Annotated in this window: 14 protein-coding genes; 7 read left to right on the forward strand and 7 right to left on the reverse strand. The window is 64.5% G+C overall.

The annotated features are described in order from the left end of the window. Window positions 1-22: 22 nt before the first annotated feature. From DT070_RS09450 to DT070_RS09460, 3 genes are all read right to left on the reverse strand, one after another. A complete protein-coding gene (locus DT070_RS09450; protein WP_122955158.1) occupies window positions 23-2,101 on the reverse strand; it encodes a protein kinase in 2,079 nt (692 codons plus the stop codon). Beyond that, the gene (locus tag DT070_RS09455; RefSeq protein WP_122955159.1) at window positions 2,098-4,104 is read right to left on the reverse strand and encodes a PAS domain S-box protein; all 2,007 of its coding nucleotides are present in this window, start codon (window positions 4,102-4,104) and stop codon (window positions 2,098-2,100) included. Before DT070_RS09455 ends, DT070_RS09450 begins: the two co-directional genes overlap by 4 nt. A gap of 162 nt (window positions 4,105-4,266) precedes the next feature. After that, window positions 4,267-5,253 (reverse strand): 23S rRNA (adenine(2030)-N(6))-methyltransferase RlmJ, encoded by a 987-nt coding sequence (locus tag DT070_RS09460; RefSeq protein ID WP_122955160.1) that lies wholly within the window; start codon window positions 5,251-5,253, stop codon window positions 4,267-4,269. A 206-nt stretch (window positions 5,254-5,459) separates the two neighbouring features. On the opposite strand from DT070_RS09460, the gene rplM reads away from it, so the two are divergent. The 6 genes from rplM (at window position 5,460) to mdtD (ending at window position 9,772) form a co-directional block, all read left to right on the forward strand. After that, window positions 5,460-5,888, forward strand: a complete 429-nt coding sequence (gene rplM / locus DT070_RS09465; RefSeq protein WP_007867557.1) for a 50S ribosomal protein L13 — start codon at window positions 5,460-5,462, stop codon at window positions 5,886-5,888. Between the two features lie 10 nt (window positions 5,889-5,898). Next, the gene (gene rpsI / locus DT070_RS09470; RefSeq protein WP_007867568.1) at window positions 5,899-6,291 is read left to right on the forward strand and encodes a 30S ribosomal protein S9; all 393 of its coding nucleotides are present in this window, start codon (window positions 5,899-5,901) and stop codon (window positions 6,289-6,291) included. A 198-nt stretch (window positions 6,292-6,489) separates the two neighbouring features. Beyond that, window positions 6,490-7,197: a DUF6776 family protein gene (locus DT070_RS09475; RefSeq protein ID WP_122955161.1), complete on the forward strand. Its 708-nt coding sequence runs from the start codon at window positions 6,490-6,492 to the stop codon at window positions 7,195-7,197. Window positions 7,198-7,272: 75 nt separating this feature from the next. Beyond that, a complete protein-coding gene (locus DT070_RS09480; protein ID WP_122955162.1) occupies window positions 7,273-7,674 on the forward strand; it encodes a polymer-forming cytoskeletal protein in 402 nt (133 codons plus the stop codon). A 187-nt stretch (window positions 7,675-7,861) separates the two neighbouring features. Continuing rightward, a complete protein-coding gene (gene erpA, locus DT070_RS09485; protein ID WP_122955163.1) occupies window positions 7,862-8,227 on the forward strand; it encodes an iron-sulfur cluster insertion protein ErpA in 366 nt (121 codons plus the stop codon). A gap of 123 nt (window positions 8,228-8,350) precedes the next feature. After that, window positions 8,351-9,772: a multidrug transporter subunit MdtD gene (gene mdtD / locus DT070_RS09490; protein WP_369973939.1), complete on the forward strand. Its 1,422-nt coding sequence runs from the start codon at window positions 8,351-8,353 to the stop codon at window positions 9,770-9,772. 78 nt (window positions 9,773-9,850) lie between these two features. On the opposite strand, the gene DT070_RS09495 is transcribed toward mdtD, so the two are convergent. Together DT070_RS09495 and DT070_RS09500 are read right to left on the reverse strand one after the other, a co-directional pair. Then, window positions 9,851-10,987 (reverse strand): anhydro-N-acetylmuramic acid kinase, encoded by a 1,137-nt coding sequence (locus tag DT070_RS09495; protein ID WP_122955165.1) that lies wholly within the window; start codon window positions 10,985-10,987, stop codon window positions 9,851-9,853. A gap of 147 nt (window positions 10,988-11,134) precedes the next feature. Then, complete coding sequence (locus tag DT070_RS09500) at window positions 11,135-12,499, reverse strand: M23 family metallopeptidase (protein ID WP_122955166.1); 1,365 nt, start codon at window positions 12,497-12,499, stop codon at window positions 11,135-11,137. Window positions 12,500-12,735: 236 nt separating this feature from the next. Between DT070_RS09500 and tyrS the strand changes: the two genes are divergently transcribed. After that, window positions 12,736-13,968, forward strand: coding sequence for a tyrosine--tRNA ligase (tyrS, locus tag DT070_RS09505; RefSeq protein ID WP_122955167.1), 1,233 nt, complete (start codon window positions 12,736-12,738; stop codon window positions 13,966-13,968). Window positions 13,969-13,988: 20 nt separating this feature from the next. On the opposite strand, the gene DT070_RS09510 is transcribed toward tyrS, so the two are convergent. Both DT070_RS09510 and DT070_RS09515 read right to left on the reverse strand, forming a co-directional pair. Then, window positions 13,989-15,146: an ABC transporter substrate-binding protein gene (locus tag DT070_RS09510; RefSeq protein ID WP_122955168.1), complete on the reverse strand. Its 1,158-nt coding sequence runs from the start codon at window positions 15,144-15,146 to the stop codon at window positions 13,989-13,991. Window positions 15,147-15,281: 135 nt separating this feature from the next. Next, window positions 15,282-16,328 carry a helix-turn-helix domain-containing protein gene (locus tag DT070_RS09515; protein WP_122955169.1) on the reverse strand — a complete coding sequence of 349 codons (1,047 nt, stop codon included), beginning with the start codon at window positions 16,326-16,328 and terminating at the stop codon, window positions 15,282-15,284. Between the last annotated feature and the right edge of the window lie 32 nt (window positions 16,329-16,360).

Here is a 16,360-nt window from a genome sequence, read left to right on the forward strand (position 1 = left end):
GGGCTGGAGGCTGATTTGATGTCTAACCAATCTCCGGTGGAGGTGGTGCGACCAGCGCCAGGTCCTGGAGGAAAGCCGCAGCCGACTCATACCGGTGATCCGGATTTTTCGCCATGAGCTTGTTGACGATGCCCTGCATGGCGACATGCGCCGGCGGCAGTGCGGGCGTCTCGGCGTTCAGGTGTTTGGCCAGCAGCAGCTCGAGTGATTCGGCGATGTAGGGCCGCCGGTGCGCCAGCATCTCGAAGAACATCACACCCAGGCTGTAAAGGTCGGACTGCGCCGTCACCTTGCGGCCGGTGGCCTGCTCGGGGCTCATGTAATAGGGCGTTCCCACGACGTCGCCGTGATGGGTTTGCGTCAGGCCCATGTTTTGCGCCTGCAGCATGGACTTGGCGATGCCGAAGTCGGCCAGCGCCACGCTGCCGTCGGCGCGCAGCATCACGTTCTCGGGTTTGATGTCGCGGTGCACGATGCCGTGTTCGTGGATGGCCGACAGCGCCTCCGCGATCTGGCGCACCACCGTCACGGCCTGCTCGCGTGCCAGGCTGGGGCCGAACAGGCCGCGCAGGTCGCCGCGTTCGAAGTACTCCATCGCGATGTAGGCGTGCTCGTCGGTGAAGCCCTGGTCATAGATCTTGATGACGTGCGGGTGGTCGATCTTGCAGAGCAGCGCGTATTCCTGGATGAAGCGCACCAGGTGCTCGGAGGCCTCCTTGCCGCGCGAGTCCAGCACCTTGAGCACGATGGGGATGCCGTCGGATTCGCGCTCGCTCAGGTAGACCTCCGTCATGCCGCCTGCACCGATCTTGCGTGTGATGCGGTAGCCCTTGAGCCGCACCGGCTCGGCGCTGGCGTCAAAGCGCAGGTCTTTCAGCGCCGACAGCTTGGAGTCCAGCGCGCCCTTGACGGCGCGCGCGGTGATGTCGGAATTGGCGCGCACGGCGTCGCTGATTTCGCTGGCGCGTTCCGTCAGGCTGGCCATGCCGTGGATCTTGTCTTCCATGGTGGTGACCAGGCCCGTGACTTCGGCCACGTCGATGGCCAGGTTGCGGCCGGTCAGCGTGAGCGAGGTGTGCACGCCGGTCTGGATACCGGCGCCGGCCACGAGCAGCGATTCCTCGCTGGCCATCACCGTCCAGCCTTTTTCTTCCGTGGCGCTTTGCAGGCGGGCGGCCAGGGTCACCGTCTCGCCGACGGGCGTGAGTTCGCGGTTCTGCTGCGTGCCGAGCTGGCACAGCGTCACCGCCCCGCTGTGGATGCCGACGCCCATGGCAAAGGGCGGCAGCGCGCGTTCGCCGAAGTGCTGCTCCAGCCAGTCGCGGAATTCGTGCGTGGCCAGGGCCATCCCCAGCGCGGCGGAGATGGCGCGACGCGACGCGGGCAGCGGTGAGCCGGTCAGCGTGTCGGAGAACACGGCCATCAGGCCGTCGCCGATGAACTTGATGTGCCTGCCGCTGTTCTTGAGCACCGGCTCGGAGGTGCGCTCGAAGTATTCGGTGAGCAGGCGCGAAACTTCCGCCGCGCTGAGCTTTTCGGCCAGCGAGGTGAAGTTGCGGATGCTGGCCACCAGCACCGTGGCGCTGGAGAGCTCCTCGGTCTCGGCGCTGGCCGGAATCGGGATGGGCACCGGCACGGCCACGGGCGCGCCGCCGCTGATGCGGCTGGAGAAGTCGGCGCGCAGCCGCGCCTCGCCCGCGGCCACTTCGGAGTCGATGGCTTCGCGCACCCGCGCTTTTTTCTTCAGCTGCGCGCTGACGGCGTCCAGCAGTTCGGCGCGGCTGAAGGGCTTGGACAAATAATCGTCGGCGCCGGCCGTCATGCCGCGGCGCATGCTCTCGCGGTCGTCCAGCGCGGTCAGCAGCATGAAGGGCGTGTTGGCCAGTGCGCGGTCGGCGCGCAGGGCGGCCAGCAGTTCAAAGCCGTTCATGCCGGGCATGCCGACGTCGGAGATGATCAGGTCGGGCTTGCTGGCGCGGGCCTGCTCCAGGCCCTGGCGGCCGTCGGGCGCGGCGGCGGTTTCAAAGCCTTCGAGCTTGAGCAGCCGCACGATGTTATTGCGGATGGCGTCGTCGTCTTCAACGATCAGGATCAGGGTCATGGGGTTCCTCGGGAAAGGGGCAGGCTGACGGTGAAGCGGGTGCCCGCCCCGGGCGTGCTCGCCACATCGATTTTGCCGTGGTGCAGGTCGACCGCATGTTTGACGATGGCCAGGCCCAGCCCCGAGCCTTGCCGGTTCCCCACGTTGGAGCCTCGGTGAAAACTCTCGAACAGGCGCGGCAGGTCGGTCGCCGGGATGCCGATGCCTTCGTCGCTGACCTGCAGGATCAGTCGGTCGCCGTCCGGGCTTTGCCGGCGCTCCAGTGTCAGCACCACCACGCTGCCGGCGGGCGAATATTTGCAGGCGTTGGCCAGCAGGTTGCTGGCGATATGGCGTACCAGGCGCTCGTCGAGCATGACCATCTGCGAAAACGCATCGTGGCCCACCGGCGCTTCAAATTCGATGGCGTGCTGGCCGGCGTCGCTGGTGTGCACTTCAGTCACCAGCTTGCGGCACAGCGCGGCGATGTCCAGCGGCTTGGCGTTGAGCCTGAGCTTGCCTGCATCGGCCTGGCCGACGGTCAGCATGTCTTCGAGCATGCCCTGCATGCGTTTGACCGCCACCACCAGGTCGGCCATGATGTCCTGGCGTTCGCGGTGGGTGATTTTTTCGCCGTAATGCTCGATCAATTCGGCCGACGAAAGAATCGTGGCCAAAGGCGTGCGGAACTCATGCGAGGCCATCGAGACAAAACGCGTCTTGAGTTCACCCAGCTCGCGCTCGCGCACCAGCGTGCGCCGGGTTTCCTCGTCGGCCTCCTTGCGGCGGGTGATGTCGACGTAGGTCCACACAGAGCCTTCTTCGGGCCGGCTGCGGTCCAGCGCCGAGCCGTCGAGCTGCACCCAGATCAGCTCGCCGTTTTTGCGGCGCATGCGCGCCTCGGCCGAGAACAGGCCGGTCTGCATGATCTGCGCATAGGCGATGGCGCCTATGCGTTCGAAGTCCTCGTCGTTGGGGTAGTGCACCCTCGTTTCCTGGCCCAGCAACTCGCCCGGGCTGTAGCCCAGCATGTTGGCCAGCGTGCGGTTGAGCCACTGGTGGCGCCGGTTTTTGAGGAAGGTGACGCCGACCGCGGTGGTCTCCAGGATGGCTTCGCGCTGCGTCAGCGCGCTCTTGAGCTCTTCATCGAGGCGGCGGCGCTCGCTGATGTCGGACATCAGCACCAGCAGCGCCGGCTCGCCGTCCCATTCAATGCGTGTGCCGTAGATGCTGGCCCAGCCGGTGCGCAGCCCGTCGGCCATGGCCTCTCCCGGCGGCGAGATGAAGCGGGCCTCGTAGGCGCTGACCATGGTGCCCGCCTGCATCAGCTCGCGCTGGCGCTGCACCATGGGGCGGTCGTCGGGGTGGATCAGGTGCAGCGACGGCAGCCCGGTGAGCGTGTGGCCGAACATGGCCTGGGCGCTGGTGTTGGAAAAGCGGACGACGCCTTTTTGCACCACCAGGATGACGTCGTTGACGTTTTCGACCACGGCCCGGTAGCGCTCGGCGGCCGAGCGGGTCAGTGCTTCGAGCTTTTTGCGCTCGGTGACATCCTTGAGGAAAAAGAGGTCCGCCGGCGCGCCCTCCCAGTCCACCAGCACGCCGTTGATTTCAACCCAGGACACCGTGCCGTCGCCCCGCTGGAACCGGGCCTCAAAGGCCGGCACCACATTGCCGGCGGCGCGCAACTGGTGCTTGCCGGAGACAAACTCGCGGTCGTCCGGGTGGATGAACTCGATCATGGGCCGGTCGGCCATGGTGGCGGCCTGGGTGCCCAGCAGGGCCAGGCAGGGCGGGTTGGCAAAACGCAGCAGGCCGCCCTGGCCGACGCAGATGTTCTCGGTCGCCAGGTCGACCATGGTCTGGTAGCGCGCCAGCGAGGCGGCCAGTTCGCGTGTGCGCAACGCGACCCGGCGCTCGATCTCGGCTTCCATGCCGTCCGCGTCGCCCGCAGTGCCCGTGCGCAGTCCGCGGCCGGGTGCGCCCGGGTCGGCAGGGGAGGTCGGATGTGCCTGAGCGGGCATGGAGGGTCTTGGAGCGCCGTGGAGGGTCAAGTCTGCGGGAAAGTGCGAGGTGACTGGCAACCTTGCCACAACTCACTGCGGTGGTAAAGACAGGAAAACATGTTGGGGCCGGCGCGCAAACCCGCTAGGGCGGCCGTGTTTCCGCTACGCCCGCAGCGCGCTTCAGCCGCCGTGTTCCAGCGTGAAGCCGGCGTTGCGGTCCTGCCCCAGCAGCGCGACCATTTGCGGCAGCGCCGCCTGCAACTCGGCTTTGAGGGTGTGGGGCGGGTTGATGACAAACATGCCGCTGGCCGGAAGCCCGGGGCGAATCACCTCGCCGGCGGTATCTGTCGTTAACTTGCTTGATTTCACCGTTAACGCGGCATTTAGCCAGCTTCGGCCCGCCTTTACCGCAAGGGTTTTGAGTTTTCGCGGCAAATCGTGGGCTTCAGGCCGCGGAATGATGGGGTACCAGACCACATAGGTGCCGGTGGCAAAACGCTTGAGGGCATCGGCCATGCAGGTGGCGACCCGCCCGTAATCGGTCTTCATCTCGTAGCTCGGGTCGCACAGCACCATGGCCCGGCGGGCCGGCGGCGGCAAAAAGGTCTTCAGGGCTTCAAAGCCGTCTTCGCGGCTCACCGCGACCTGGCGGCCCACGCCGAGCTGCTCGATGTTGCCGGAAAGCGACTTGAAATCGGTCGGGTGCAGCTCAAACAGCTTGAGCTTGTCGCGCCCGCTCAGGAACTGCTGCTCAATAAAGGGGGAGCCGGGGTAGATCTTCAGGTGCGCGATGTTGCCTGATTCGGCGAACTGGGGGTTCAGGCCGCGCAGGACGTCGATGTAGTCCTGCAAGGCCGGCGCCCAGCCGGCGGCCGCAGGCTTGGCGGTGGCGGGTTTTGCTATTGTTTTGATAGCCTCCTGCCCAGGTTTGGTCTGGGCTGGAGGCGCTTTTGGCTCAGAAAGCAGCCTGAAAACGCCTTCCTGGGCCTCACCGCTGGTTTCGGTGTAATCGCCGTCCAGCCGGTAGAGGCCGGCACCCGCGTGGGTGTCGATCACGGTCAGCGCCGTGTCTTTTTGGGTCAAATACTTCATCAACGCGATCAGCGTGGTGTGCTTGAGCACGTCGGCGTGGTTGCCTGCGTGGAAGGCGTGGCGGTAGGAAAACATGCGGCTATCGTACCTTCTTGCCGCCTAAATACGGCATTTGGGGGCCGCAATATTGACGCAAGTCCTTGATTTTTCATATAATCGTGGGCTCTGCAGCGCCTAGTGGTTCCGCGGCGGAGCTCGAAAATACTGCCTAAGAGGTTCTCATCAGAAGAACACCGACCGCAGAAAAGAACCCGACAAACCATTTTTTCGAAAGAAAACTCATGAAAACGTTCAGCGCAAAACCCGCTGACGTGACGCACGAGTGGTTTGTGATTGACGCGACCGACAAGGTCCTCGGACGAGTAGCCAGCGAAGTTGCTCTCCGTTTGCGCGGCAAACACAAGGCCATTTATACGCCTCACGTCGATACCGGTGACTTCATCGTCATCATCAATGCAGCCCAGCTGCGTGTCACCGGCGCCAAGTCGACCGACAAAATCTACTATCGCCATTCCGGTTATCCAGGCGGCATCACTGCCACCAATTTCCGCGACATGCAAGCCAAGCACCCCGGCCGCGCTTTGGAAAAAGCCGTCAAGGGTATGCTGCCCAAGGGCCCGCTCGGCTACGCCATGATCAAGAAACTCAAGGTGTACGGTGGTGCAGAACACCCGCACACCGCCCAACAGCCTAAAGTGCTGGACATCTAAGGAGCCATTGATGATTGGTGAATGGAACAATGGCACCGGCCGTCGCAAATCCAGCGTCGCCCGTGTGTTTATCAAAAAAGGCACCGGCAAGATCACGATCAACGATCGTGACATCCAGGTGTTCTTCGGTCGTGAAACCTCGATCATGATCTGCCGCCAACCCCTGTTTCTGACGAACCACGTCGAGACGTTTGACATCATGGTCAACGTCCACGGCGGCGGCGAGTCCGGTCAGGCCGGTGCAGTGCGCCACGGTATCACCCGTGCCCTGATCGATTACGACGCAACGCTCAAGCCGGCCCTGAGCCAGGCCGGCTTTGTGACCCGCGATGCACGTGAAGTCGAACGTAAAAAAGTCGGTTTCCGTTCAGCTCGCCGCCGCAAGCAGTTCAGCAAGCGTTAATCCGCTTTCTGCCAAAAAAGAAAAAGCCGCCTGGTTTGCGCCAGGCGGCTTTTTTCATGGACCCCTGGTTTTCGGGCAAAAACACCCGGATGCAAACGCTTACCCCTGCTTTACCGGCGTGGTCGGGTTTTTGGCCTCTACCGGGCCTGTCTGCGTGCACAATGCACGCTCTCGAACCGAAAACTGCAGGGCCTCTCTTTGAAATTTCGCCTGTTTCGCCGTCGCCTGACCATCAGTTCCCCGCGCATGGCGGTGCGCAGCTCGCTCCCCTGGCCCCTGCGCTGGATCGCCGGGGCCCTGATGCTGGGGTTTTCCGGCGCCATCGCGCTCTGGGCCTTTGAGTTCGGCAAGGGCATCACCGGCACGGACACCGGCTCCAAAGAAGAGATCGTGATGCTCCGGCAGGAGCTGGCCACCTTGCGTGCGGACCGCGACAAGGCCCAGTCGATTGCCAATACTTCCGGCAGCCTGCTGACCGCCGAAAAAGCCGCCCAGGAAAAAATGATGAGCCAGATCCGGCAGCTGGAAAGCGACAACCGCAGCCTGCGCGACGACCTCGGCTTCTTCGAGAAGCTGTTGCCTGCCGGAAGCACCGAAGTCGCCACGATCCGCAGCCTGCAGGCTGAAAAGTTGTCGGACACCCAGCTCAAGTGGCAGGTGCTGGTGATCCAGCCGGTGAAAGACGCACCCAATTTCAACGGGAAACTCGAGCTGACCGTCCACGGCACCGAGGCCGGAAAGCCCTGGTCGTTAACTTTGCCCGGAGGTCCGCAAACTTTACAGTTCAAACAGTACCGGCGCGTGGAAGGCGTCCTCGACTTGCCCCCCCAAGCCGTGGTACAAACTGTTACAGCTAAGGTCATCGAGGGAACGGCGGTACGCTCTGTCCAGACCTTCAAGCTCTGATTCCAGCCAACCCGACGCCCACCCCTTCGTCCTCCACCCGCGTTTACCGACGCCCCTGCCACAGGAAATCTGTTTATGTTTGGAAAAAAGAAGCAGCCGCCCATCAAAAGCCTGATTGCCCAGGGCAGCTGTATTGAAGGCAACCTGAAGTTCACCGACGGCCTGCGCATCGACGGCGAAGTCATCGGCGACATCCGTGCCAATGAAGGCAGCTCCAGCATCCTGGTGATCAGCGAATCGGCGGTCGTGACGGGTTATATCCACGCCGACCACGTGATCATCAACGGCCGTGTCATGGGCCCCGTGCATGCCTCCGAGCTGCTCGAGTTGCAGCCCAAGGCCAAAATCGAAGGCGACGTGTCTTACAAGGCGCTTGAAATGCACCAGGGCGCCGTCATCTTTGGACAGTTACGCCCCACGGCCCATCCCGAGCTGGAAGAAAAGCCCACGCTCAAGCTGGCCGCCAACAATATCTGACCGATCAGCTGAAGCAGGGTAGTGAGCGCTCACAATGACGTGCCCGGCCTAACACGCATGGGCGGTATGGTTGATCGAATTGCTGTACTATTTGTGCACAAGTGCCGCCAGAGCCTGCCGGCGCTAACCGCCCGGAACCGCGAACCTTGATTCGCCCCTCGATCCGCTTTAAGTATTGGAGTCCCCCATGAGTGCCGTTGCCGAAAATATACAGACCGAAATGCCCGCGCCTTTTGTCTTCACCGACAGCGCCGCATCCAAGGTGGCCGAGCTGATTGCCGAAGAAGGCAATCCCGACCTGAAGCTGCGTGTGTTTGTGCAGGGCGGCGGCTGCTCCGGTTTCCAGTACGGTTTCACGTTTGATGAAATCACCAACGAAGACGACACCACCATGACGAAAAATGGCGTGTCGCTGTTGATCGACGCCATGAGCTACCAGTACCTGGTCGGCGCAGAGATCGACTACAAGGACGACCTTGAAGGCGCCCAGTTCGTGATCAAAAACCCGAACGCGACCAGCACCTGCGGCTGCGGATCCAGCTTCTCAGCCTGAGGCCCGCCCCGGCGCCCCGCTTTAAAAGCCGCCCCCGAGGCGGCTTTTTGCTGCCTGTCCCTTTCGCGCTCTGAAGCCACTGAACCCACTGAACCAAACGCCGCCTTTTCACCTCTGTCATTGATGCAGGCCGAAGAAAAATCATTGCGCATGTTGCTGTGGCTGGTGGCCATCGGCTTTTTCATGCAGACGCTGGACGCCACCATCGTCAACACCACCTTGCCGGCCATGGCGCGCAGCTTCGGCGAAAGCCCGCTGCGCATGCAATCGGTCGTGGTGGCGTATTCGCTCACCATGGCCATGCTGATCCCTGCCTCCGGCTGGATCGCCGACCGCTTCGGCACCCGGCGCGTGTATGTGGCGGCGATTTCGCTGTTTGTCATCGGCTCCATCGCGTGTGCGCTCTCGGCCAACCTGATGCAGCTGGTGGCGGCGCGGGTGGTGCAGGGCATGGGTGGGGCCTTGCTGCTGCCGGTGGGGCGGCTGGCCGTGCTGCGCGCTTTTCCGCGCGAGCGGTTTTTGCAGGCCATGAGTTTTATCGCCATCCCGGGCCTGGTCGGCCCGCTGATCGGCCCCACGCTGGGCGGCTGGCTGGTCCAGGTGGCCTCCTGGCACTGGGTGTTTCTGATCAACATTCCGGTCGGCCTGCTGGGCTGCGTGGCGACGCTCTTTTATATGCAGGACAACCCGCGGCTCAAGATGCCGCGCTTTGACCTGCCGGGTTACCTTTTGCTGGCCTTCGGCATGGTGGCGGTGTCGCTGGCGGTCGACGGCTTGTCGGGCCTGGGCCTGAAGCAGGCCAGCGTACTGGTGCTGCTGGTGTTCGGCATGGCCAGCCTGACGGCCTACTGGCTGCACGCGGCCAAACGGCCCGACCCGTTGTTTTCGCCCAGGCTGTTTTCCATTCCCACGCTCAGCATCGGCTTGCTGGGCAATTTGTTCTCGCGGCTGGGCAGCTCGTGCATGCCTTTCCTGGTGCCCCTGCTGCTGCAGGTCAGCCTGGACTATTCACCGCTGCAGGCCGGGATGATGATGGTGCCGGTCGCAGTCGCCAGCATGCTGACCAAACGCGTCACCACGCCGCTGATCACGCGTTACGGCTACCGCCGCGTGCTGGTGACCAACACCGCGCTGGTGGGCCTGACGATGGCGAGTTTTGCCTTCGTGACGCCGGCCCAGCCGCTGTGGCTGCACATCCTGCAGCTGGCCTGCTTTGGCGCCGTCAACTCGATGCAGTTCACCGCGATGAACACCGTCACCTTGCGCGACCTGGACAGCAGCATGGCCAGCAGCGGCAACAGCCTGCTGTCGATGGTGCAGATGCTGGCCATGAGCATGGGCGTGGCCGCGGCCGGCGCGGTGTTGGCGGGTTTTACCGGTTTCTTCGGCGCCGGCGAAGCGGTGCACACGCTGCATGCCTTCCAGGCGACGTTTGCCGCGATGGGGCTGATCACGCTCGCGTCGGCCGGGATTTTCTGGCAGCTGTCGCCGGAGGTGCGGGCAGTGAAGAAGGCCGAGGCGACCGAGGCTTCCGGCCAGGGCTAGCAATCTTTAGAGCCAAATAGGCCTCTAGCCCATGTACTGCCTGGGGATATCGCTATTAAAATAATAGCAACCGCAAACTCAGGCCGGGTAAATCGCGCCCAGCGCCCGCAAGCCCCTGGCTCCCGTCACACTTGGCAGGTTGCCGGGTTTTCGCAAGACGAGCTGCTGCGCCAGCCAGGCAAACGCCGCCGCCTCCACCTGCAGGGGCGGCAGGCCGTGGGCGTCTGACGTGCTCACGCGCAATTGCGGCAACCCCGCCTGCAGGCGCCCCAGCAGGTGCTTGTTGAAAGCGCCGCCGCCGCACACGATCAACGCCGTGCTTTCCTTGCCGTAGCGCTTCACGCTGTTGATGCAGGCGCCGGCGGTGAATTCGGCCAGCGTGTTCTGGACGTCTTCTGCCCGCGCCGACGCAAAGGGCCCCAGCTTGCCGGCCAGCCACGCCAGGCTGAACAGGTCGCGACCGGTGCTTTTGGGAATCGGCTGTGAAAAGTAGGGCTCGTCCAGCAGGCTGGCCAGCAGCGCCGGCAGCAGCGTGCCGCTGGCCGCCCAGGCGCCGCCGTCGTCGTAGGGCCGTCCGGTGTGTTGCTCGCACCAGGCGTCCATCAGTGCATTGCCCGGCCCGCAGTCAAAGCCCAGCACCGGCGACGCGGCTTCGTGCGTCTCTTGCGGCAGCACGCTGAGGTTGGAAATGCCGCCCAGGTTGAGCACGCACACCGTGGCATCAGCACGGCCGAACACACCCTGGTGAAACGCCGGCACCAGCGGCGCGCCCTGTCCGCCGGCCGCCACATCGCGGCTGCGAAAGTCGGCCGCCACGTCGATGCCGGTCAACTCGGCCAGCAAGGCCGGGTTGTTGAGCTGCAGCGTGTAGCCCGCGCCTGCGGGGTCGTTCGACGTTCTTTGGGGCTGGTGCCGCACCGTTTGCCCGTGGCCGCCTATGGCTCGTATTTGCGATGCTTGAACGCCGGTCTGGGTGAGCAGGGCGTGCACGACCTTGGCATACACCGCGGCGATCTGGTTGCCGGCAACTGCGGCGCGGTGCAGCTCGTTGTGGGTGGGGGAGTTGAGCGCCAGCAGCTCGGCACGAAAGGGGCTGCTGAAGGGCTCGGTGGCGGCAGCGACCACACGCAAGGCGCCGCCCGAAAAATCCACCAGCACGCCGTCAGCGCCGTCGAGCGAGGTGCCGGACATCAAACCTATGTACAAATCAGTCATCGGACCATTCTGCCGCAGTCAACAAGGGGCCTTCGATACGGGCTGTCTTCGCCAGCATGAGCCGCGGGACTGGCTTTGCCAGACCGCAGGCGGGCGCCCCCTCGGGGGGCAGGAAGCTACACAAAGTGAGCGACCGTGGGGGCTTAATTACTCAGCGCGGGTTTGGGTGATCGTTGCGGCTGCGAGCAGCTGGGTCTTCACACCAGCCGCAAGTTCGCGGAACAGCGGCATGGACGTCGCTGCAACAGGAATGGTCTCGCTCTGCTTGGCGATCATCATCGGGTCCTGGTGGACGCCGTTGACGCGGAACTCGAAGTGCAGGTGCGGGCCGGTGGCCCAGCCGGTGCTGCCGACGAGGCCGATGGTCTGGCCCTGGCTGACGGTTTGGCCTTTTTGCACCATGAGTTTGCTCAGGTGGGCGTACACGGTTTCGTGGCCGTTGCGGTGCTTGACGAAGACCACATTGCCGTAGCCGTTCTGCACGCCGGAAAACTCGACCACGCCGTCGCCCACGGTGCGGGCGGGGGTGCCGGTGGGCGAGGCAAAGTCGGTGCCGAGGTGGGCGCGCCACTTTTGCAGGATGGGGTGAAAACGCATCGAAAAACCGCTGCTGATGCGCGAGAACTCGACCGGCGAGCTCAGGTAGGCGCGGCGCAGGCTCTGGCCGTCGAGTGTGTAGTAGCCGCCCTTGTTGGCGGCGCCGGTGGCGTCTGTGCCCGGGGGCTGGAACCACATGGCCTGGTAGGCCTTGCCGGCGTTGACGAATTCGGTCGACAGCACGCGGCCGGTGCGCAGCGGCTCGCCGTCGGCTTCCAGGCTTTCGTAGACCACGTTGAAGCGGTCGCCCTTGCGCAGCGCGCGGCGGAAGTCGATGTCGCTGGAGAAAATTTCGGCGACCTGCACGGCCACGCCGTCGGGGATGCGGGCTTCGTCGGTGGCGGCAAACAGCGATGTCTGGATGACGCCGCTCGACAGGCGCGTGGTGGCGACGTAAGGCGCGGTTTCAATGCGCGAGGTGAAGCCGGCAGCGCCGCGTTCAACCACCAGGCGCTTGAACATCGTTTCGTCGTCGGTGGGCCAGCGCATGCTCAGTTTGAGCAGTTGCTGGCTGTCGCTGGCTTCCGCGGTGACGTTCTTGCCGGCGCGGCCCGTGAGCAGCAGGCGCGCGTTGGCGTCGCTGCGCAGGAAGGCGGCGGCCGCGCTGTCGTCGATGTTCAGGCGCTTGAGCAGGGTGTCGGCGGTGTCGCTGCTGCGCGTGCTCTCGGTGCGGAACAGCTTGAAGCGGAAATCGCTCAACAGGTCGGTCTGGGCCTGCGTGGGAAGTGGCTCCACGGCCTCCAGCACCTGGCGCACCGGCAACAGTGCTGCATCGGGGGCAAGTGGCGCGACGCCGAAGGCGGTGACACCCGTGCCCAGCAGCAGGACCGCAAGGCTGGCGGCGACCCGTTTGGGGTGGCGGCGAAGGGAGTCGGCAAGTGGAAGCAGGATCTGGGAGGGTTCTGGCAGGCGCAAAGCAAAATTCCCAACTAAAGTGCATCGGGCGCTGCGGGAGCACCGGACTGCTGTATAAAACATGGAGAGCTTTGATGGCCAGCCCTGTCCTGCATGGAGGAGAAGGGGTGGGGCCGGAGCCATCCAGACGATGTGGTTCCAGATCAGCAATTTGCAGGCCAACTAAAATGGCCGGCTGATGCAGGAGAGCCGCCAGTATATCTGTCGGACAAACCCCCGACATGTGAAAAACCCTTATGAATCAAGCGCTTGTTACAAAATACCCCGTCACCGACCGTGTAAAGATGGCCCTCGCGACCACCCTGCGGGGCTGCGAAGAGCTGATTCCCCATGACGAATGGTTACAAAAACTGGCCAAATCCGAAGCGACGGGCGTGCCGCTGCGCGTCAAGCTGGGCCTGGACCCGACCGCACCTGACATTCATGTCGGCCACACCGTGGTGCTCAACAAAATGCGTCAGCTCCAGGATCTGGGCCATACAGTCATTTTTCTTATAGGCGACTTCACCAGCCTGATCGGCGACCCGTCCGGGCGCAACACCACCCGCCCGCCGCTCACGCCCGAGCAGATCAAGGTCAACGCCGAAACCTACCGTGCCCAGGCCGACAAGATCCTGGACCCGGCCAAAACCGAGCTGCGCTACAACAGCGAATGGAGCGAACCGCTGGGCGCCACCGGCATGATCAAGCTGGCGTCGCACTACACGGTGGCCCGCATGATGGAGCGCAACGACTTCAACGACCGCTACAAGGCCGGTACGCCCATCAGCGTGCATGAGTTTTTGTACCCGCTGATGCAGGGCTACGACTCGGTCGCGCTCAAGAGCGACCTCGAGCTCGGCGGTACCGACCAGAAGTTCAACCTGCTGATGGGCCGCCACCTGCAGCAGGAGTACGGCCAGGAGCCGCAGTGCATCCTGACGATGCCGCTGCTCGAAGGCCTGGACGGCATCGAGAAGATGTCCAAGAGCAAGAACAATTACATCGGCATCAGCGAAGACGCCAACACCATGTTCGCCAAGGTGTTGTCGATCTCCGACGTGCTGATGTGGAAGTGGTACACGCTGCTGTCCTTCAAGAGCGAAGCCGACATCGCCGCGCTGAAGGCCGAAGTCGAAGGCGGGCGCAACCCCAAGGACGCGAAAGTCGCGCTGGCCAAGGAAATCACCGCGCGTTTTCACTCGGCCGCCGCGGCCGACGCCGCCGAGCAGGACTTCATCAACCGCAGCAAGGGCGGCGTGCCTGACGAGATTCCCGAGGTGTCGCTGACGGGCGCGCCTATGGGCATTGGTGCGTTGCTGAAAGCCGCGGGCCTTGCGCCCTCGGGCAGCGAAGCCACGCGCCTGATCGACGGCGGCGGCGTGCGGGTGGATTCGAGCGTCGTGAGCGACAAGGCGCTCAAGCTGGCGGCCGGCACCTATGTGCTGCAGGTCGGCAAGCGCAAGTTTGCGCGTGTGACGCTGGGCTGACGAAGCTCAGCCCAGCGCGCTCAGCGCATGAAATCGCCGTTCGGCCCCACCACCGTGATCTCGACGAAGCTCGAGCCGTGGTGGTTCTGCGGGCTGTAGGCCAGGGTGTAGCCGCCCAGGTCCAGCGGGTTCATTTTTTCCATGGCCTGCGTCAGGCTTGCTGGCGTGGGTTTTTTGCCGGCGTTTCGCAGGCCCTCTATCAGCACCCGGCCGTTGATGTAGCCGGCGTAGTGGTCGTAGTCGACGGGCTTGCCGGCTTTGTCCATCAGCACCTTGAAATTGCGCGCCAGCGGCGTCGTGGCGCGCCACGGATAAGGCGTTGCACGCGAAACCGCCAGGCCGCGCGCATCGTCGCCCAGGGCTTGCAGCACCGATGAGCCGACCGACAGTGAGAAGGTGTAAACCGGCACGCCGAGCGCCGCGCGGTTGGCTTTCACGTACGACACCACCGCAGGGCCGGCCACCACCATGATCACCGCCTGCGGGCGGGCCGCCGCCAGGCTTTGCGCCACGGCGACCGAGTCGGCGCCGGCCGGGTCCAGCGCGCGGGAGGCCACCAGCGTGGCGCCTTCCGCGGTGATCACTTTTTCTGCCAGGGGCAGCAGCAGCTTGCCGAAATCGTTGTTCTGGTAGACCACGGCGATGCGGCTGGACTGCACCGATTTGAGGTTGCGCACCATCTTGACCAGCTCTTCGGCGTAGCTGGACTGCGTGGTGAAAAAGTAAGGGTTGGGTTGCGCGCGCAGGGCCGGGCTGCCGCTGTAGGCTGAAATCAGCGGCACGCGTTTTTCGGCGATGTAGGGCAGCACCGCCGCGGTCTGGGCCGTTCCCACGGTGCCGAACAGGGCGACGACCTCCTGTTTTTCCACCAGCGTCTGCGCGTTTTCCAGCGTGCGTTTCGGATCAAACCCGTCGTCCAGGATCACCAGCCTGACCTTGTGCCCCTGGATGCCGCCCCTGGCGTTGGCCTCGTCAAACGCCAGCTGCTGGCCGGCCAGCACGCCCATGAAGGCGGGCGCCATCATGCCGGAGAGCGGCGCGCTCTGCCCGACGAGGATGTCGGCTTTGTCGGCTTTATCAACCTTCTGCGCCATCGAAGGCAGGGCCGGCAGCAGGGCGATGGCGAGCAGGCACAGGCAACGGGAAAGACTGAAAGGGGAAAGAGCGTGCAGTGGCATGGCGTGGGGCTTCCTGGCAAGGTTGTGGTGGTCGGACCTGCCATCTTTTTCCGCGCCCCCGGCAGCGTCTATCCAAATCTTGCGTGTCTCAGGCGGATTTCGCCCAAACTTGCTTTTTGCCCGCCCGGCAAAACCCTAGGATGGCGAGGCCGGCCGTCCCGCCGTGCGCTGCCACTGCAAAGGCGTCTGCCCGGTGTGGCGTTTGAAATGCGCCGCGAAATGGCTGGACGAGCCAAAGCCGCACGCCAGCGCGACGTCCACCATGCTGGCGGCCGCTGATGGCTTGCCCGGCTGCGTCCAGAGCATCCGTTTGGCCCGCGTCACCCGGCGCGAGAGGATGTACTGGTGCGGCGTAGCGCCCAGCCGCTCGCGGAATACCCGGCAGAAATGCGACAGGCTCATGCCCGCCATGGCCGCCAGTTCTTCCAGGGCCAGCGGCGTGTGCAACTGGGCGTCGATGTGTTGTTGCACGGTGGCCAGCGTATCGGCCGCCGCGCTGCGGGCGCGGCTGTTTTGCCGCAGCAGAACGCGCGTGACAAGGGCGCAGGCCGTCTTCTCGGTGGCCTGCGCGCCGTCGGGGCAGCCCGCACGCAGGTCGGCCAGCAGGCCCTGCGCGGCGTTGCGAAGCAGCTCGTCGCCCGCCATCACCTGGTGCACCAGGCGGGCCTGGCCGGCCGCCAGGCCCAGGCCCATGGCGCAGTCGTCCAGCAACTCCCGCGAGATGCGGAAGGTGGCGAGCCTGGCGGGCGTATAGGCCCGGCCCGCCGGCTTGGGCAGGCCCGCGTAGTGGGCCACCGACAGGTCGGGCGGAATGATCATCAGGCTGTTGCGCCTGCACTCAAAGCTTTGCCGGTCCCGCCCGCCTGTCACGTCAATCGAATAGCTGGGGCCGATATTCAGGCTGATGCGCAGGTAGGGCTCGGCGGTGATGACATGCGCGGGCCCTGCCACCTGCACCAGCGCAAGCTGGACATGGCGGGACGGCGACGACACGACCTCTCGCGCAATCGTGGGCGCAGGCGGGCGGGGCGGGGCGGCGGCCGGTGCGCCCACGGCCCGGATAGCCGCCGCTGCGGCAGCCTGCACGGCTGCAAGGGACGGCGTCACGGTCGGGGCGGGCGCGGAAATCATCCACGCATGGTAGGGAGCGAAGACACCCGGCGGCTCGGGTGTTTCCCGCATCGCGTCACACTGGCGACGCGCCGGCCGGCCAG

Origin of the sequence: Polaromonas sp. SP1 (assembly GCF_003711205.1) — a bacterium.
Taxonomy (GTDB): domain Bacteria; phylum Pseudomonadota; class Gammaproteobacteria; order Burkholderiales; family Burkholderiaceae_C; genus Polaromonas.